Genomic DNA, 17,346 nt, shown 5'->3' with positions numbered 1-17,346 from the left:
AGACGAATTAATTACCCGCTGAGCGAACAGAAAGTTTGGTTTCTCGCCCCTTGTCTATTTTTGGTAGCCGAATAATTAGTACGCCGTGTTTTTCTTGAGCATCTGCTTCTTCTACTTCTATTTCAGCTGGCAGAGAAATAGTCCTTGAAAAGTTACCCCAAGAAACTTCGCGATGAAAATAATCATTATCGTTTACCGAAAAATCTTCCTCTCGACTACCTTTGATTGTGACCGAGTCGCGAGTTATTGAAATATCCAGATCTTCTGGAGCTACTCCGGCTACGATGGTCTTGATTATGATGTCGTCAGGTGTTTGCAAAACGTCCACTGATAGTTGACCCTCCGAAAGTTCACCCGGTGAAAAGGCTGCCGCAGCTCTATTCTCTCTTATGTTCATTGGATCATCTTGACTGAACGAGCGTCTCTCGGGACGCGAATATTCCTCATCTTCGAATTCTTCATCGAATTCGTACTCATCTTCCTCGTCCATATTGATGGCGCCTGTAAGTCTTTCAAAAAACGATCTTTTTTCTTTTCGCATAATTTTAGTTAGTGGTTTATTTAAAAATCGAGTATCCCGCATCTATCTTTTTGATTTTTTCGGCTATTACTATGAGTCCGATAGTAAGGATCCAAATACCTGCGAAAACCATAAATACAGTATTTTCCGATAGGTTAATTATAAAAAAATTAAAGAGTGCATGCAAACCGATCGCAACGATGAGTCCGATAACGGTTGCGCCCATACGACTCGCGCGAGAGCGGTAATAGGAAAGCGCCATAGCCACTCCTATGGCGGCAGATGAAACGGTGTGTAATAACGTTGCTCCCACAAAACGTAGATTAGAAACCGTAGCTGCGCCAATATGTTCTTGATCGAGAATAGGTTCAAGAGCGTACAGAGTATTTTCTAGTGCGGCAAACCCCAGGGCAACACAGATCATATATATAAGAGCGTCTAAGGCCTCATCCAATTCAATAGAGCGCAGTACTATTATAAAAGCCAATAGATATTTCGCCATTTCTTCAGTTAGAGACCAGAGTAAAGTTTTGCTAAAACCGTCACTGACCAAGGAATCGATCCAGGCTTCGATCGTAATTGATATTGGTACCGCGATCATGCCGGCAATAAAAGAAAGAAAGATCATTCTTTTTGGCTCAGGATGCGCCCTGTCTTCACTAAGCCAAAAAACAAGCCAAATAAAAGTTGGTACTAATCCAAACAAAAGAGCAGTTAAAATAGTGTTTGTATCCATTAGGCGTGATTATTTGTTAGATGGCCATTCGTTGACTATCAACATTTCTCTTCCGCTTTTAATTCTATCAGGAATTCTGAGCCAAACATCTTCAGTTATGAAGGGCATAAATGGATGCAGTAATTTCAAGGTTGTATTCAATATCTTAACCAGAGTGTACTGCGTTACCGATCTAGTACTCTCGTCTTCTAAGAGAGGTTTGGATTCTTCTATTATTTCATCCGCGAACTCGTGCCAAAAATAGTGATATGTTTTCTCTGCAGCTAAATGAAGCCGGTAGTTATCCAAGTCATCGGTGATCTCATTTGTAATTTCCTCTAGTCTTTTCAGGTGCGAAGAGTGAGTCTCGCCTTTTTCTGTATCTATTGTTTCGGGGTCAAATTTTTGCAGATCAAAATCTTCAGTATTCATCAACACAAATCTTGTGGCATTCCATATCTTGTTGGCAAAGTGCTTATATGCTTTTACCTTGTTTTTATCCAAAGGTGTATTTGTACCTGGGGTGTTTCCTATCACTAGAGCCATACGTAAAGCATCAGTTCCGAACTCGTCTGAAATTTCCAAAGGACTTATTACATTTCCTTTGCTTTTGCTCATCTTACTACCGTCTGGAGCTGTTACGAGGCCGTGTAAATAGACCTCGAAAAAAGGCAATTCTCCAGTTCTGTATAGACCGAGCATTATCATACGTGAGACCCAGAAGAACAAGATATCCGCGGCAGTTTCCATTAGTTGAGTAGGGTAGAAGGTTTTGTAATCCTCCGCGTTTGGATAACCAAGAGTAGCAAAGGGCCACTGACCTGATGAAAACCAAGTATCAAATGTATCTTCATCTTTTACAACTTCTCCTCCGCAGGTTGGGCATTTGTGAATAGAGTCATCAAGGTCGGGGAATCCATCTCCGCATTTTTCACATATTTTAGCTGGTATTGGTATACCCCATACAATTTGTCGGGAAATATTCCAGTCTTGTATGTTTTCAAGCCAGTCAATAAGTATCCTTTTATAGCGGTCGGGATAAAAAGTGATCGCTCCTTCTTCAATTTTTTCAATCGCTTTTTCGGCTAGAGGCTGCATTTGCACGAACCACTGTGGCATTATTCTAGGTTCAATGATGCGTCCACATTTGTAGCATGTTTTAACCGTGTGGCTGTAATTATCTTCTATCTTTTCCAGAAGTCCTTTTTCTTCCAGGTCTTTAGCTATTGCTTCTCTAGCCTCGGCGATCTTCATGCCGGCATATTTGCCTGTGTTCTCGTTAAGTTTTCCGTATTTATCAATTACCTCTCTGACCTCAAGTCCGTGACGTTCTGCCATCGCAAAATCGTTCGGATCATGAGCCGGGGTCACTTTTACAGCCCCGGTGCCAAATTCCGGATCAACGAATTCATCCGCGATCACTTTCAGCTTTACCGGTCCGATCAAGCCCTCAAATTCGATTTCTTTTCCTATCCAATCTTTGTACCGCGGATCGGCCGGGTGAACTGCTATCGCGGTATCGCCGAACTTGGTCTCTGGACGTACGGTGGCCAAAGTAAAAGGTCCGTATTTCATATAATACAGAGGATCTTTTTGCTCTACGGATTCAGTTTCAAGATCTGCCAAGCTTGTTTGGTGTTTGGTGCACCAGTTAACTATCCGTTTGCCGCGATAAAGCAGGTCGTCGTTATATAGTTTTTGAAATGTATCGTAAACAGTTTTTACGATCCTCTCATCTAGAGTAAATGTCTCGCGTGACCAGTCACACGAAGAACCCAGTTGCCGCAGTTGTCCCTCCATATGACTTTTATTGGCAAGTGTAAATTCCATTATCTCTTCACGCAGGTCTTCCGGATCCATTTTTAGGCGTGAACGTTTCTCTTTTTCCAGTTTCTTTTCGTATACAATTTGGGTTTCAAAACCGGCGTGATCTGCTCCGGGAAGCCAGAGAGCTTTATACCCACGCATTCGTTTGTAGCGAATTATTGTGTCTTCGAGAGTAACAAAAACAGCGTGCCCGGCGTGCAGAGAGCCGTTCGCGTTCGGGGGTGGCATAATGATGGTGAATGTCTCGTCTCTCTTGCCGGGAAGGTTTTCGGGAGCAAAGTATCCACTCTCTAGCCACTTATCGTATATTTTACTTTCAGTGTCTTGCGGGTCGTAAGGTTTCGAGAATTTTTCAATCATATAGAGTTATCTTAGCAAAAAACAGGGCTTTATTAAATGGTTTTATATGATCTGGTTTTTTATTATTGCAAACACTTAATTTGTTGGGTATAAACTAATGAGGAGGTAGGCGATGGAAATCATCATAGCTTTTGCTGTTTTAACTTTTGTGTTGTTTTTTGCGGCCATTGGAGCATTGGCGGCGATAGTAAACGTTCTTGTCAATCTTCTCCAATTTTTAGTTTCACAGCCAATCTTATTGGTCATGATAATCGTGATCATTATACTCATGCTGTGAAAAATCACGCCTTCTCAAAAATTCTCCGGTTTGCCTCGCTAAGCCGGAGAATTGTTTTATAATGCGAATTCATTTGCAGACAAGTTCGCCTGTGCGGAGATTTTTTCTGTCTCTATGGCGGAGATTTTTTTGTTCTTAAAAAGAACATAGCTCGCTACAGCTATCATAAGTGCGTTGTCGGTCGTTAATTCTGGTTTTGGTATGTGTAAGGGAATAGAAAATTTTTCTGATAAGTCCTGCAAGCGCCTCTGCAGCTCTTTGTTAGCTATAACCCCGCCGCCTGCAACCAGAGATCGATAAGCGTCATCTTCAAGGGCGCGTTCTACCTTTGCTACTATCACATCTAAAGCGGCGTCTTCAAATTCCCGAGAGATCTGCTCTTTATCCAAAGGTCTATCTTCTTTATTATTCTCTAGTTGGTAAAGTAGAGCGGTTTTGAGTCCTGAATAAGATACATCTAATGACTCATCGCTCTTCATGGGGCGGGGGAACAACTCGCTTTTGTATTCAGGAAATTTTTCTCTATGTAGTGAGGCGAGCTTTGAGATCTCCGGACCTCCCGGGTATCCGAGCTCAAGCAGACGAGCGGCCTTATCAAAGGCCTCACCTATAGCATCGTCACGGGTGCTTCCCAAGGTGTACATTGAGAGGTCCTCGTCTATTTTTAATATTTCTGTGTGTCCTCCTGAGACTAGCAAAGATAAGGTAGGTGCCTCATACGGTTCACTCTGAGGGAAAAGACCGGAAAAGATATGCCCGTGCATATGGTTTACTGGAATGATCGGTTTGTCCCACAGGGTGGCAAGTGCTTTTGCTGAGTTTACTCCAACCCAAAGAGCCGGTGCCAATCCTGGTCCCACGGTTACAGAGACAGCGTCTATTGTTTCAGCGTTGAAAGCAGAGATCTCTTTTAAGCGGTCACTTATTTCGGGTTCTCGGTCCAAGTATTTTTGCGCTTCTTTAAGCCGCGATGAATGATCTGAATTTTCTCCCAACTTTGCCTCACGCAAAGTTTTTATCAAAAGGGGTATCATTGCTTTGGTGTGTTCGCGTTTCGCAAGGGAAGGGAATACTCCTCCGTATTCGGCGTGCAATTTAACTTGCGAAAGAAGATTGTTCGCTAATGCCTCGAATTTGTATTCTTCATTTTCAAGATCACAGTCAACGATGCTAACGCCTGTTTCGTCACAGCTGGTTTCTATCGATAATATTCTCATAGCTTTCTAAAATGACCAGAATGTCAATATAAATATATATCCGAATATTAATACTAAAAGAGAAAGGAAGCTACCAACTTTTGTATAGTCTCCAAAGTGATATCCCGCTGGGCTCATAACAAGAGTGCTGGATTGACCTCCGATCGGAGTTAAAAACGCGGTCGAACATCCTACGGCTGTTGCCATAAGGAAAGGATCTATTGAAACACCCAAGCTTTGTGCCAATAGTATTGCCACAGGAGCTAGAATAACAGCTACAACGCTACTATCTACTGCGTTCGAAAGTAGCATAGAGAAGGTGAGAATACCAGCTACCGCTACGGAGGGGGTTAATATATCGGCGTGGCTCACTACAAAACTAGCTATAGTTTCCGCTGCTCCGGTGTCTTCAAATGCTTTGCCAATGGTTAACATGGATCCCAACAGGACCACTACGGGCCAGTTTATTGAGTTATATATTTCTGTGACTGGCAACAAGCGAGTGAATATCATGGCTCCTGCTGCCAGTAGGAACACTAATGGAACCGGAATAATTCCTATAACCGAAAAGCCTATTGCGGCAAGAAATACTGTCGCTGCAAAAGCAATACGTTTCGGAGTACCAATACGTAGGTCTCTCTTACGAAGAGGTAGTGCGCCAAAGCGCGCGACAGTATCAAAAAGGGTCTCGGTCTTTCCTCTTAGAAGGAGGACATCTCCCGGCTGGAATACTACGTCTGCTAATCTTTCATAAATACGTTTGTTTTCGCGTGCTAGGGCTAGCAGGTTAATACCATAGGCTCTAAAACCAAGGCTTTTCATTGATTGTCCTACTATGGGAGCTTCGGCTTCCACTACTACCTCCATTGTTTCGATCGAGTCAGATCCCAAGTCTTCTTTACTTATCGCTTTACTTCCAAGCAACTCCAGATCGGTAGAGTCCAGTATTGTTTCTAGTGTTTCGGAGTCGGCTTGGATCAATAGTATGTCTCCGGCTTTAAATCTTTCATATCGAGATGGTTGATTAATTCTCTTTAGAGATATTTCCTCGCTATTGTCCGAGTCAGCCTGTTCTCTCATTATTCCAATTACAGAGAGATTATATCCAGCCACTTCCTGAAGGTTGTGAAGTTCCTTTTCTATCCACTTCGAAGAGTCTTTGATCTTTACTTCTGTCAGATAATCTTTTACATCAAAAAGCTCATCGGAAAGCGTTTTTTCTCGTCTTGGCGGTATGAGTCTCCAACCAATAGCACCTAGGAAAATTATCCCTATTGCCGCCAGAGAATATCCAACCGGCGCAAAATCAAAGAAACCAAAAGGGGTTCCCAAGGTTTCCTCGCGCATAGAGGTAATGATGATATTAGGAGTTGTGCCTATGGAAGTGGCGAGACCTCCCAAAAGTGAGGCAAAGGCAAGAGGCATAAGAAACAACCCCAGCGGCTGCTTGTGTGTATGTGCTACCTTAATCGCTATCGGGATCATCAATGATACAGCTGCAACGTTATTGATAAACCCTGAAATGGCAGCCGTAAGAGCCATAAGCAAGAAAAGTTCTATTATAGGGTTACCTGAAGCACCAAGGATCTTTCTGCTAATGGCGTCAATTAAGCCTGATCTAACAAGGCCGGCGCTGAATATAAAGATACTGATTATAGTGAGTATTACCGGGTTAGAGAAACCGGCCAAGATGTCCTCCGTTGGTATGACGCCCAATAAAACGAGTATTACTAATCCGCTAAGTGCGACCAGATCAAAACGGATCTTATTGACCACAAATAAAGCGAACATTATGCCAAGAACGCCGAACAGAACTATTTGTGGGTTTAAAAGAAAATCAAACTCCATTTAATGAAAAGTATAGCATGACATAAACCCAATGTGAGTTGCGAGAAAAGGTGGAGAAATAAATCTCCAAAGTAAGTAATTTAGATAGATTTTGGTTCAAGAGAAATGATGCTATGCTTTAGTTGAAAATAAAAAAATATATGAAGTATCTTTCTGAATTTGTTTATGGAGGTATAGATGGGGCCATTACGACACTTGCTGTGATTGCGGGCGCGATCGGGGCCTCGTTAAGTGCTTCAGTAATACTGATCCTCGGGTTTGCAAACCTTTTTGCTGACGGCTTTTCTATGGCGGCGTCAAACTATCTTTCTACTCGTTCGAATAACGAGCTCGCCGCAACTCACAACCACCCACACCCTGATCTAAAATCTCCGTTATCAACTGCCATTGCCACTTTTCTATCTTTCGTAGTTCTTGGTTTTATACCTTTGGCTCCATTCCTTTTGGTGCCTTTCTTGGGACTACATACATATACTTTTGTATTTTCAGCTGTTTTGACCGCGGTTGCTTTTCTTACGGTCGGTTTTATAAAAGGACACATAACCAATAAGAACAAATGGCGTTCAGCCTTTCAGGTGCTACTTATAGGCGGTATCGCTGCCGCCATCGCTTTCTACGTCGGATACGCTATCAACCAATGGTTTGGCGTTTAGTAAACTAAATATCTAAGCAGTGATTTTTGTCTAGGTGGGCGATATAGGACTCGAATCTTACAGATTCGGTACAGTCTTCGCGTCGTGCTCGCTCTGCTTCGCGCGATATACTCCCTCCTTACAGGAGCTGTACAGGTTGTCGACAGTTTGATTCGCAAGCTCTCAAACTATCTGGCAACCTTCTCAAACAGTCCCCCGGACTGTTTGAGCTTTTCGAGTCCTAACACGCAAGCCAAGCAGTTGGCTTGCTCTTGCACTATAGGAACTTTTGTATAAAGACACATCGTTGTGCCATCTTGAACTGTACGGTGGGCGATATAGGACTCGAACCTATGGCCTCATCAACGTCAATGATGCGCTCTAGCCAACTGAGCTAATCGCCCGAACTAGAAAGAGTATAGCAAAAAACATTCATTTTTCCACTCAATTGAAAAAACAACAAAAGCACCCCTGCGTGTATATCCACACAGGGGTGAAGGTTAGCTAAACCATGCGTATTGGAAGAAGAAGACAGCGAGCCCTACCAATGTTACAACCACCGTTAGTAACGCGTCTCCCCCTGAGAGTTTAGTGTAACTGCGTTCAACGCGAGGCAACACTCTGCTTTGAAAGAAACGTGTCACTCGGTACCCTAGGTAGAAATGAAACACAATGACCATGAAGTTTACGAAAGCAAAAGCGGCGCTCACTATCTTTGCCCACACGGGAGACTCAAATCTCAGTGCCTCCAATCCCATCCACATCCAGACTGCGTGAAGGAGTAATAAGAGGATAAGGAGGGTCATGAGCATCAGATAGCTCCGCAGTCTTCTATCTACACTTGTGCTCAAGTACAGATCGAACACAAGAGGGCGTATCGCTACTTTTCCCACGAAGGGAAGTCTGCCAATAAAAATGGATATGCTTTTCATTAGAACCTACCTTTCGTGAGTGTATGAGTTTAAAGGAACGAAACCCTACCTACTAAAAGGAGAGCATATCTTACTCACTTGTTCAAATCTTCGTGCGTGTATAAAAAGGAACTTGTTCACTGCGGTGGATACAGGACTCGAACCTGTAAGGCCGTTAGGCCGACGGTTTTCGAAACCGCTCCGTTACCAATTCCGGGCAATCCACCTCGCTTCGGGCACATTGTAGCGAATTAGAGCAATTTTTCAACTTTTGTCCTTTGCGCGCGAACAAGAAATTTGCTAAAGTACTTCTCGATAAGGCCCCATCGTCTAACGGCTAGGACGCCAGGTTTTCATCCTGGTAATCGGAGTTCGATTCTCCGTGGGGTCATGAATACAAAAAGAGACTGCTTGAGCAGTCCTTTTTTGTTCATACCACAAATGAGCCAATAATTTGGCTCAGATCGGTGAATCGAAAAGTCTGAGTTAGTCGCACGGAGTGTAGCGAGTACGACACGAAGACTCTACCGAATCTGTAAGATTCGATTCTCCGTGGGGTCATAGCAAAATATCTATTTGACAGACTTTAGCGAATAAGTAATCTTTCAAAGTAGAAATACACCAATAGAGGAGGAGGTGGCGAATGTTCGTTACGGTGTTGCTTGTGGCCGGGTTTGTCTTTGCTGTTACTCAGCTGATCATCAGCATTTGGATTCTTTCCGTTAGGGATCAAATAATCGATGTCTTCAAAGAGAATCCACAGCAATGGAGACTGTTGGTAGATCTGGTAGAAAGGACAAACTCTCCTAAGTATATCGTGAAAAAAGCACTCTATCGCCTGAACGAGGAATCGCGGCTTGAGTGCAGAGAAAGTCCGCATCATACAGCAATACGAGATCACAGGAATAGGCCTATAAGGCAAGTCGTTTATCGGCTTGGAAAGTCGAAAGGTGGAACAAAGATCAAAAACAATAGTTACGCCGGCTCTTGAGATAGAGCCAAAAAGCACACAAAGCCATCTTTAAGAGATGGCTTTCCAATTTAAATCCTATCTTTTTATAATTCTAGCGAGCTCTAAGCCAAAGGTATAGGTCCTCTAACGCGCGAACTCCGTCTCCAGCCGCTATATTGTTTTGATGATAGAGAGTGTCGGTGCAGTCTCCAGCCGCCCAAATGCCCGGGGTTGAAGTTTTTTGATCCTTAGGATCTACTTTTATTTGATCGAGTTCGTTCATTTCTACGGCGTCAGCTACAAATCCGGTTGCCGGAATATTGCCGATCTCAACGAATATGCCCTCGGCAGGTATCTCGTGTTCTTCATTGGTCGCGGTGTCTTTATAGACTATAGACTGTGCCATAGTTTCTCCTTTTACTTCTTTAGTAACCGCGTTTGTATAAGCAGTCATCTTAGGATGCTCCATAACTTTATTAACTGTAACCGGATCAGCTTTGAATTTGTCGTTTTTGTGTAAAAGAGTTACAGATCTTGTGTAAGCCAGAAGTTGGGCAGCACTTTCAAATCCGGCGTTGCCTCCTCCGATGACGACTACATCTTTGTCTTTAAAGAGGGGGCCGTCGCAAGAAGCGCAGTAAGTAATACCGCGGTTTTCGTACTCATCGGCTCCGGGTACATCTAACTTTCTTCGTTTGCTTCCCGTAGCCACTAAAACAGTTCTGGTCTCAAATTTGTTTTCGTCAGAGTCAATGACGACAAAGTTATCGTTAGTTTTTTCGATTTTTTCAGCTCTTGAGTTGGCATAGATATCAAGATCCTCATCTTCGAATTGGCGCAAGTGGTTTTCGAAGTTTTTCGCTAGATCGTCACCGGAAATAAAAGGGGTACCGATCCAGTTCTCAATACCCATCGATTCAACGCTTTGTCCGCCAAAAGAATCGGTGATCAGAGCTGTTTTAAGTTTTTTTCTTGCGGCATATACGCCCGCTGCAACTCCGGCAGGGCCTCCGCCTATAATTACTAAATCATACATAAGGGAAATTGTAGCAAAAAATCCGAACTGGCGCTCGGATTTTTCTTAATAATCGTTTGCTTTATCGGATCTTTGATCGGCGAAGGAATGACGGAATCGAACCCCAATCATCATCATCGTCATCTTCGTCGTCATCATTTTTCTTTTCTTCCTCTTTTTCTTTGCGTTTAGGAGGGGATTTCTTGGCTGGCTTTTCTCGCTTTTCTTCTTTTGTCGGTTGCGGTGCTTTACCATTCTCTTCTTTTTCTCCTTTCTCTTTCTCCTCCTCTTCTCTCTTGGTCTTACCTAATCCCAAAGAATTATATATTTTTCCAACTCCGCTATCTTCAACGGTTTTCTCAAAGGATTGCTCTTCTCGTGGCAAGTGAGGAGATTCGTTTGCTACGTCCTGAGGAAATCCGGAGGCAATAACGGTAACTTTGATCTCGTTTTTCCTCAATTTGTCATCGTTAATAGCTCCAAAGATAACCTTCGCGTTTTGATCAATTGACTCGGTGATAACTTTAGCTGCTTCCTGAATCTCATTCATTGTCATATCAGATCCGCCGGCAATGGCAAATAGTACTCCTTTTGCTCCATCAACCGAGATGTCCAATAGTGGGGAATTAATGGCGATCTTAGCGGCTTCTACAGCGCGATTATCTCCTGAAGCTACACCGATACCCATAAGAGCAGATCCGGCATTTTCCATGATCGATCTAATGTCAGCAAAGTCTACGTTGATAACTCCAGGTTTGATGATCAAGTCAGAGATGCCTTCTACCGCTACGCGAAGAATTTCATCAGACATAGCGAAGGCCTCGCTCGCCGTGGTTTCTTTGTCTACGGTTTGTAGTAACTTATCGTTTGGAATAATGATAAGCGCGTCTACTTCTTTACGTAGAGCTTCAAGGCCTTGATCGGCAAGTCTCATTCGCTGAGCGCCTTCAAAGAAAAATGGCTTCGTTACAACCGCAACCGTCAACGCTCCTTGTTCCTTGGCGGTTTTTGCCACGACGGCACTCGCGCCGGTTCCGGTGCCGCCTCCCATACCGCCGGCAATAAAGACCATATCGGATCCGTTTATAGTTTCTTGCAATTCTTCCTTAGTTTCTTCTGCCGCGCGCTTACCAATATCTGAATCCATGCCGGTTCCCAGACCTTTGGTTAGATTTTTGCCGATATGAATTCGATGTTTAGAAAGGGAATGGTGCAAGTCTTGAGCGTCTGTGTTCACAGCGATAAATTCCACGCCTTTTACTTTCGATTCGATCATGTGATTGACTGCGTTTCCGCCTGAACCACCTACACCAATAACGCGAATACGCGCAAATGATTCAACTTCCGGTGTAACTTTTTTAGCCATAATTTCTACTAAATTTTCGTTTAGAGCAAGATGCTCCTAATCCATTAAATTATTCGTCAAATTCAACGTTTTATACGAGCAAAACGTGTATCTGAATTACCTATACTATAGCAAACCAAAACAAAAAAGAAAGAGCATGAAGGGAATTAAACAAAACTTTCTTGTAGGGACTTAAATTAAGGCAAAAACTGCTTTAACCATCGGAATATGCCACCGATTCGTTTCAAAATACCACTTCCTCTTGATTTGGATTCGCTTTCAGTACTGAAATCAAGGATGCACAAACCATATGCCACTGACCACGTCGCGTCCTTAATTTGATTTCGAGAAGTATAGATGATCTCTGATCTTGCGATCATGCTGGGCAGGTCTAATGTGGCTTTAGCAATTTCTTGAACAGAGCCAAGTCCTGAGCCCCCGCCGGAAATAATAATACCGGCGGGTAGAAGCTCATTTTTGCCAATTTTAGAGAGATGAGCCTCGACCAAAAGAAAGATCTCTTTTAGACGTTCGGCTACTATGCCTTCTATCTGATCTTTGGGATAGCCGACTCCGGTTGCGTGGCCGAGCTTTATTTTCTCAGCTTCCTCTATGGGAACCTTTAGACCTAACGCTATGTCGTTAGTTATGTCGTTTGAACCGGAAGGGAATACTTCAAGTGAAATGGGGATGCTATTTTCGTATACAACAATAGAAACTGTCTCCGCGCCTATATTTGCAAGTACGCAACCGGCGATCTTTTGGGTTTTGGTAAGCGAAACAAAGCTTGCCGCTATGGGAGCGGCCACAACGTCTTCCACTTCTATCCCTACATCTTCAACGGCTTGAATTAGATCATTCAGGTGTTGCTCAAGACAGGTAATAAACAATGACTTAACCTCAAGTTTGGAGCCGCGCATACCATTCGGTCGACCAAGTACGTCTCGACCGTCTATTTTGTATTGAATTGGAATTGTATGAAGGATCTTTTTATTCAAAGTGAGAGCCCTTGGAAGAGTACGCTCGCTCGCATTAAGAGCGGCTTGGGCGTCTTCTTCAGAGATCTCCATATCCGGATGTGTGATCACGGTCGATCCGACTGAGGTGTTTCCCTCAAGTGATATACCACCCATAGAAACGTAAGCTCGGCCTACCTCAACTCCAGCGGTTTTTTCAGCTTGTTTCACCGCTTTTCGTATACTTTTCACCGCTTCGCTGGAGTTAATTATGTAGCCGTGGCGCAATCCTTTGGATTCGGCAAAACCCGTAGCGATAAGGCGCGGAACTACCTTGCCGTTTTGTACCGACTTTTCCGCGATAGCGACCTTTACATTGTATGTTCCGATGTCAATGCCAACAGCAATATTTTTTGTCATAAGTATAAACGGGACAGGGCAGTCCTTCTCCCGATTAAAGTGAACTCAGTATAGCAAAAAAGGGGTTTAATAAAAATCTGTGGAGAAGTAAACAGAGATCAAGCAATAAAAAAGCCGGCAAGTTGCCGGTTTTTTCTTTTTTACTCTGGAAGTTTACCAAGTTTTTTTAAGCGCTCAATTTCATTCTTTCTCTCAATCGATTTTAGAGCCTCTTTCTTTTTGATAAATTTAGATTTTTCGCGGTTTAGATAACGTCCGCCACGCGCAATTCTAAGGAGACCCGACCCGCGGACGCGCTGCGTAAAGCGTCGAACCACGCTAGAGTTGGGTTCGTTGGTATTTGCTTCTACTTCAACATTTGCCATGGCGAGAACTCTATCATAAGAGAGAATAGACTTCAAGTATTACTTGAGGAGCTTTTTGATAGTTTTTGGGGCGTCATTTATGTCCACGATCTCTTGTGAGTGTGTTTTCATATTGCGAACTATTACTGAATGTTCAAGCGACTCTTTTTGGCCCATTATGAGCGTAATAGAGATTTTAAGCCGTTCGGCTTGGTCCATTTGCTCGGACATCTTTTCTTTACCGAACGAGACTTTGGTAGGAATTTTTGCTTCTCTAAGTTTCTCGAGAAGTTCAAACGAATGCAGTCTCGCCTCTTCACCTAGCTGAATCAGATACACCCACGGCTTACTTTTCTTTTCCTTTACTTCTTTAATGCTCTCTCTCGCTGTGGAACCGGGTATATTTATTGTAGTTGAGAATACGGGGACCGTTTTACGCATTCCGGAGCCGCGGGTTAGATTGTCCGATCTGGCACCGGTAGCAAATGTTTTTCCTTTTCCAGAGCCGCTTTTTTCGTTGATGCTAAATATTGTCTCTGAAAATGCGTCTTTGTTTTCTACTAGGCTTGGATCTATAAGATATGGGATTGAACGGGTTTCTGTGAATTCAATTATTTCTTTGAAAAAATTACGAGAACTTTCGCTTAAAAAGGTAATAGATTGAGGAGCGTCTTCTTGAAACATAAGGCATTCACTTCGTCTTTCTTTCAATACGTTCAATATATTGTTCTTAAATGACTCTCTGCACTCAACCGGAAGCGAATTTATATGTTTGCGAAAATAAGATGTAAGTTCTCTTACGAATTGAGTGCCGGATTCCTTGTCACCCATACTATTTATATGAAGTAAAAGATCTTTATTAAGCGCACCGCCTAGGATTGTCCAGGCTAGATGTATAGATAGCATATCAGCTATATTTTTAGATAAGCCTATGACGTGTAAATACAAAAAACGTTCACCTCGTGGATTAGGTTTTTTGGTGTACATAACTAATACGGGCTGGGTTAGGGTCTCCCAGTTTTTCTCGGAATATTCACGGATCATCGCAACCCTTTCGTCTATAGAGAAACCAGGCTCCTTGTTGTTCATTTCCGTTTCAGATCCAAATTTGTCGGTATAGGATTGAGTATCTTTTTGGATCTCGGGCGGAGAGATCAAGCTAACTCCATAAAAGGAACAGACCTCAACTGCTTTTTTGTACGGTCCGCTATAAGAAAAATTAGGTAATTGAGGCTTACTGTTGTTTTCTTTGTGTTGAGTTGGGTTCATATTTATTGTTGTTGATCTTGCAAATCTATATCTCCAGGCATATAACCGACCGTAGAAAGAGGGAATAGTCGCAGAAGAGCTCTTCCTACTATCAATCTCTCGTCTACAGTGCCCCATACTCGTGAATCAGAACTAGCCGTCCTGTTGTCACCCAAGACCACGTATTCATCTTCTCTCAGTTTAAATATTTCCTCCTCTTCTTTCGGTGATTTATGAGTTAAAAAAGATTGGTCCAAATAAAATCCATTCGGGTGTTCGGTGTTGATTATTTTTACCTTGTTGCCTTCTAATACTACTGTCTCACCGGGGAGTCCAATAACTCTTTTGATGAAAAACTGAGAAGGATTTTGAGGAAAATGAAAAATAACAACATCTCCTCTCTCTGGCTCAGAGAATTGATAAGACAGTTGGTCAACTATTAGATACTCACCCGTGTGAAAGGTGGGGTCCATGGAAGAGCCGTTTACCACAAAAGGAGAGGCGATAAACAGGCGTATAGGAACTACAATAATAATAGATAACAAGGAGAAACGAAGGAGATCGCCAATAAAAGAAGTTCCACCGCCTCTTACTTCTTCGCGGTGATCTTCTTCGTCTGTATCGAAAGAACTCTCGTCGACAGCCTCGTTTTCCCTATCATCAGGAGCTTCATTCATGCTAGTATTGTATTACAGAGTATCGCTTGACACAAGCTAATTTTTATTTTGCAAATGTTAATATTTGGACTTGGAAATCCGGGAAGAAAATACGCAAGCACGCGTCATAATATCGGACGCGATCTATTGCTTGATATTTCCGAAGAAAATAATTTTAATAACTGGGAATTTGATAAATACGCGAACGCCTACCTAACGGAGGCAAAAGTCGATGACGATCATGTTTCAAGGTTTGCTTTGCCGGAGACTTTTATGAACCGCTCGGGGGAAGCGGTGAGAGAATTGGTCAAAAGATTTGATGTATCTTCGGGAGAAGTTGTCGTTATGTATGACGACATAGATCTCCCCGTAGGAAGCGTAAGAATTTCCAAAGACAGAGGTGATGGTGGTCACAAGGGGCTAAGATCGATCGTAGATCATCTGCATACTCGAGACTTTATCCGTATCCGTTTGGGTGTGTGTCCGGTAGATGAAGGCGGTGAAAAGAATAAGCCGCCAAAAGAGATCGTTAGAGATTATGTTCTAGGGAGATTTTCACCAGAAGAGAGAGAAAAGGTAGAAAAGCTTCCTTCTCTTGTCTGGAAGGTCATAAGATCCCTTGAGATATATGGGCTTACGGAGACAATGAATCGTTTTAATTAAATTTAAATGCTTCAATCTATAGATTGAAGCATTTAAAATGGCTTAAACTAGGTATTAAATACAGAAACCGCCTTAGTGGCGGTTTTTGTATTGTGGGTTTTATTCACTATCGCTATCTTCGCTGTCTTCTTTTGTTTCTGCGATGTTTTTGTTTTGAGCTTCCTCTGTTTCGGTTGTTTCTCCCGGTCCCTTATGGGAAAGAGCCATTCGCTGTTCTTTGGCATCGAACAGGGTAATGGTAAACGGATAGCTTTTACCTAATTCCAGAGTATTGCGCAGTTCTTCTTCAGATTCGAATTCAGAGACGTGCACAAGTCCGGCAATGCCTTCTTCAATAGAGGCCAGAGCGCCGTGGCGGTTGTATTTGATAACCACGCCTTCAACGGTATCTCCTTTACTGTATTTTTTCTCGGCCTCTATCCACGGATTCTCTTTAAGTGCCTTAATAGAAAGAGAGATCTTGCCGTCTTTGATCTCGATCACTTGTACGCGTACTTTGTCACCGATCGAATAAAGCTCTCGTGGATCTTCTACCAGAGACCAATCGATCTCAGAGATGTGGACCAGACCTTCGAGCCCCTCTTCCAATTTTACAAAAATGCCAAAATCAACCATTCCGGATACTTCTCCTTCGACGATCTCGCCTACTTCATATCCTTCGAGTATCTCAGTTTTCTCTTGCGTATCTTGTTTTTTCTCGGTGAATATCAATTTACCTTCTTTCGGGCTTGCCGTAAGAATTGAGACCGGCAGTCTCTCACCGACAAGGCGTTTGAGTTCATCTAATATTTTTTGTTTGTCACCGTCTTCAACACGAGGATAGTGGTCGCTTGAAAGTTGTGAGGCGGGCAAAAATCCTTGTATACCTTTCCATTCAATAATAAGTCCACCTTTATTGGCGTCACTAATTGGTAGCTCGAGTATGGTTTTGTTACGAATATGCTCCTCAACCTCAGCCCAGATCAGTGCTTGTCTCGCTTCTCGTAGAGAAAGCTCTATGTAGCCATGCTCGGCTCCGTTTTCCAGTACTTTGGCGGCGATCGAGTCACCGATTCCAATGTTTCTGATCATATCGCGAGCATTGTTGAACTCACGACCGTATATCACGCCGGTTCCAAACGGATGCAGATCAACATAAACTCTTGATTTTTCGATTCCAACCACCGGTCCTTCTACAAGATCGCCTACTTCCGGCGGTGTCGGGGTTTCGGCGATCAAAGCTTCCATAAGATCACTGCCTTCCGATGTCGCTTTTTGGGCTATTTCATCAACTATTCTTTGATTTTCCTCGGCGCTCATGTCCAAATCAGACCTATCGACGCCGTTGGTCGTCTCTTTTGTGTCAGTGTCTACTGACGTTTCTTCTGTTGTTGTCATTTATATTTTTTTCTCTGTTCTTTTTCGGTTTCGCGCGGTATTTTTCTTTCTTTATCTGTAGGGAAAAAGTGTTATCAGAGAAAT

Annotated in this window: 15 protein-coding genes and 3 tRNA genes; 4 read left to right on the top strand and 14 right to left on the bottom strand. The window is 42.9% G+C overall.

Annotated features, from left to right (window positions below):
- Positions 1-7: 7 nt before the first annotated feature.
- The 5 genes from U5L75_00400 to U5L75_00380 form a co-directional block, all read right to left on the bottom strand.
- Positions 8-541 carry an Hsp20/alpha crystallin family protein gene (locus U5L75_00400; GenBank protein ID MDZ7726028.1) on the bottom strand — a complete coding sequence of 178 codons (534 nt, stop codon included), beginning with the start codon at positions 539-541 and terminating at the stop codon, positions 8-10.
- A gap of 16 nt (positions 542-557) precedes the next feature.
- Positions 558-1,256: a PrsW family glutamic-type intramembrane protease gene (locus U5L75_00395; GenBank protein ID MDZ7726027.1), complete on the bottom strand. Its 699-nt coding sequence runs from the start codon at positions 1,254-1,256 to the stop codon at positions 558-560.
- Positions 1,257-1,265: 9 nt separating this feature from the next.
- Complete coding sequence (locus tag U5L75_00390) at positions 1,266-3,422, bottom strand: valine--tRNA ligase (protein MDZ7726026.1); 2,157 nt, start codon at positions 3,420-3,422, stop codon at positions 1,266-1,268.
- Positions 3,423-3,755: 333 nt separating this feature from the next.
- Positions 3,756-4,916, bottom strand: coding sequence for a tRNA (adenosine(37)-N6)-threonylcarbamoyltransferase complex transferase subunit TsaD (tsaD, locus tag U5L75_00385; protein ID MDZ7726025.1), 1,161 nt, complete (start codon positions 4,914-4,916; stop codon positions 3,756-3,758).
- Between the two features lie 6 nt (positions 4,917-4,922).
- On the bottom strand, positions 4,923-6,743 hold the full coding sequence (locus U5L75_00380) for an SLC13 family permease (protein ID MDZ7726024.1): 1,821 nt from the start codon (positions 6,741-6,743) through the stop codon (positions 4,923-4,925).
- Between the two features lie 140 nt (positions 6,744-6,883).
- Between U5L75_00380 and U5L75_00375 the strand changes: the two genes are divergently transcribed.
- Complete coding sequence (locus U5L75_00375; GenBank protein ID MDZ7726023.1) at positions 6,884-7,396, top strand: VIT1/CCC1 transporter family protein; 513 nt, start codon at positions 6,884-6,886, stop codon at positions 7,394-7,396.
- A 309-nt stretch (positions 7,397-7,705) separates the two neighbouring features.
- On the opposite strand, the gene U5L75_00370 is transcribed toward U5L75_00375, so the two are convergent.
- Both U5L75_00370 and U5L75_00365 read right to left on the bottom strand, forming a co-directional pair.
- Positions 7,706-7,779: transfer RNA gene (locus U5L75_00370), tRNA-Val, on the bottom strand.
- A gap of 650 nt (positions 7,780-8,429) precedes the next feature.
- Positions 8,430-8,513 (bottom strand) — tRNA-Ser (locus U5L75_00365).
- Between the two features lie 92 nt (positions 8,514-8,605).
- Between U5L75_00365 and U5L75_00360 the strand changes: the two genes are divergently transcribed.
- Positions 8,606-8,677, top strand: a tRNA-Glu gene (locus U5L75_00360).
- 252 nt (positions 8,678-8,929) lie between these two features.
- A complete protein-coding gene (locus U5L75_00355) occupies positions 8,930-9,277 on the top strand; it encodes a hypothetical protein (protein MDZ7726022.1) in 348 nt (115 codons plus the stop codon).
- A 73-nt stretch (positions 9,278-9,350) separates the two neighbouring features.
- Here U5L75_00355 and U5L75_00350 read toward each other — a convergent pair whose 3' ends face one another.
- The 6 genes from U5L75_00350 to lepB all read right to left on the bottom strand — a co-directional run bounded on the left by U5L75_00350 (position 9,351) and on the right by lepB (position 15,243).
- Positions 9,351-10,274, bottom strand: a complete 924-nt coding sequence (locus U5L75_00350) for an FAD-dependent oxidoreductase (protein MDZ7726021.1) — start codon at positions 10,272-10,274, stop codon at positions 9,351-9,353.
- 61 nt (positions 10,275-10,335) lie between these two features.
- Entirely contained in the window at positions 10,336-11,619 is a 1,284-nt protein-coding gene (ftsZ, locus tag U5L75_00345) for a cell division protein FtsZ (protein MDZ7726020.1), read from the bottom strand.
- Positions 11,620-11,795: 176 nt separating this feature from the next.
- Positions 11,796-12,974 carry a cell division protein FtsA gene (gene ftsA, locus U5L75_00340; GenBank protein ID MDZ7726019.1) on the bottom strand — a complete coding sequence of 393 codons (1,179 nt, stop codon included), beginning with the start codon at positions 12,972-12,974 and terminating at the stop codon, positions 11,796-11,798.
- 140 nt (positions 12,975-13,114) lie between these two features.
- A complete protein-coding gene (locus tag U5L75_00335; GenBank protein ID MDZ7726018.1) occupies positions 13,115-13,339 on the bottom strand; it encodes a hypothetical protein in 225 nt (74 codons plus the stop codon).
- Between the two features lie 39 nt (positions 13,340-13,378).
- The gene (locus U5L75_00330) at positions 13,379-14,587 is read right to left on the bottom strand and encodes a His/Gly/Thr/Pro-type tRNA ligase C-terminal domain-containing protein (GenBank protein MDZ7726017.1); all 1,209 of its coding nucleotides are present in this window, start codon (positions 14,585-14,587) and stop codon (positions 13,379-13,381) included.
- 2 nt (positions 14,588-14,589) lie between these two features.
- A complete protein-coding gene (gene lepB / locus U5L75_00325) occupies positions 14,590-15,243 on the bottom strand; it encodes a signal peptidase I (GenBank protein MDZ7726016.1) in 654 nt (217 codons plus the stop codon).
- A 54-nt stretch (positions 15,244-15,297) separates the two neighbouring features.
- Here lepB and pth point away from each other — a divergent pair, with 54 nt between their 5' ends.
- On the top strand, positions 15,298-15,885 hold the full coding sequence (gene pth / locus U5L75_00320; GenBank protein MDZ7726015.1) for an aminoacyl-tRNA hydrolase: 588 nt from the start codon (positions 15,298-15,300) through the stop codon (positions 15,883-15,885).
- A 99-nt stretch (positions 15,886-15,984) separates the two neighbouring features.
- Here pth and U5L75_00315 read toward each other — a convergent pair whose 3' ends face one another.
- Positions 15,985-17,262, bottom strand: a complete 1,278-nt coding sequence (locus U5L75_00315) for a S1 RNA-binding domain-containing protein (protein MDZ7726014.1) — start codon at positions 17,260-17,262, stop codon at positions 15,985-15,987.
- Positions 17,263-17,346: the final 84 nt, after the last annotated feature.

The sequence above is a fragment of the Candidatus Campbellbacteria bacterium genome (assembly GCA_034521025.1).
In the GTDB taxonomy this organism is placed as follows: Bacteria; Patescibacteriota; Minisyncoccia; order Phycocordibacterales; family JAXHMZ01; genus JAXHMZ01.
Note: the sequence above shows the minus strand (reverse complement) of the source record. Positions and strands in the feature narration are given on the sequence as shown.

What these genes read in the sequence shown, in the direction of transcription:
- U5L75_00380 (MDZ7726024.1), bottom strand. Translation starts at nt 6,743, where the DNA reads ATGGAGTTTGATTTTCTTTTAAACCCACAAATAGTTCTGTTCGGCGTT.
- tsaD (MDZ7726025.1), bottom strand. Translation starts at nt 4,916, where the DNA reads ATGAGAATATTATCGATAGAAACCAGCTGTGACGAAACAGGCGTTAGC.
- U5L75_00335 (MDZ7726018.1), bottom strand. Translation starts at nt 13,339, where the DNA reads ATGGCAAATGTTGAAGTAGAAGCAAATACCAACGAACCCAACTCTAGC.
- U5L75_00400 (MDZ7726028.1), bottom strand. Translation starts at nt 541, where the DNA reads ATGCGAAAAGAAAAAAGATCGTTTTTTGAAAGACTTACAGGCGCCATC.
- ftsA (MDZ7726019.1), bottom strand. Translation starts at nt 12,974, where the DNA reads ATGACAAAAAATATTGCTGTTGGCATTGACATCGGAACATACAATGTA.
- U5L75_00395 (MDZ7726027.1), bottom strand. Translation starts at nt 1,256, where the DNA reads ATGGATACAAACACTATTTTAACTGCTCTTTTGTTTGGATTAGTACCA.
- ftsZ (MDZ7726020.1), bottom strand. Translation starts at nt 11,619, where the DNA reads ATGGCTAAAAAAGTTACACCGGAAGTTGAATCATTTGCGCGTATTCGC.
- pth (MDZ7726015.1), top strand. Translation starts at nt 15,298, where the DNA reads ATGTTAATATTTGGACTTGGAAATCCGGGAAGAAAATACGCAAGCACG.
- U5L75_00350 (MDZ7726021.1), bottom strand. Translation starts at nt 10,274, where the DNA reads ATGTATGATTTAGTAATTATAGGCGGAGGCCCTGCCGGAGTTGCAGCG.
- U5L75_00330 (MDZ7726017.1), bottom strand. Translation starts at nt 14,587, where the DNA reads ATGAACCCAACTCAACACAAAGAAAACAACAGTAAGCCTCAATTACCT.
- lepB (MDZ7726016.1), bottom strand. Translation starts at nt 15,243, where the DNA reads ATGAATGAAGCTCCTGATGATAGGGAAAACGAGGCTGTCGACGAGAGT.
- U5L75_00355 (MDZ7726022.1), top strand. Translation starts at nt 8,930, where the DNA reads ATGTTCGTTACGGTGTTGCTTGTGGCCGGGTTTGTCTTTGCTGTTACT.
- U5L75_00315 (MDZ7726014.1), bottom strand. Translation starts at nt 17,262, where the DNA reads ATGACAACAACAGAAGAAACGTCAGTAGACACTGACACAAAAGAGACG.
- U5L75_00390 (MDZ7726026.1), bottom strand. Translation starts at nt 3,422, where the DNA reads ATGATTGAAAAATTCTCGAAACCTTACGACCCGCAAGACACTGAAAGT.
- U5L75_00375 (MDZ7726023.1), top strand. Translation starts at nt 6,884, where the DNA reads ATGAAGTATCTTTCTGAATTTGTTTATGGAGGTATAGATGGGGCCATT.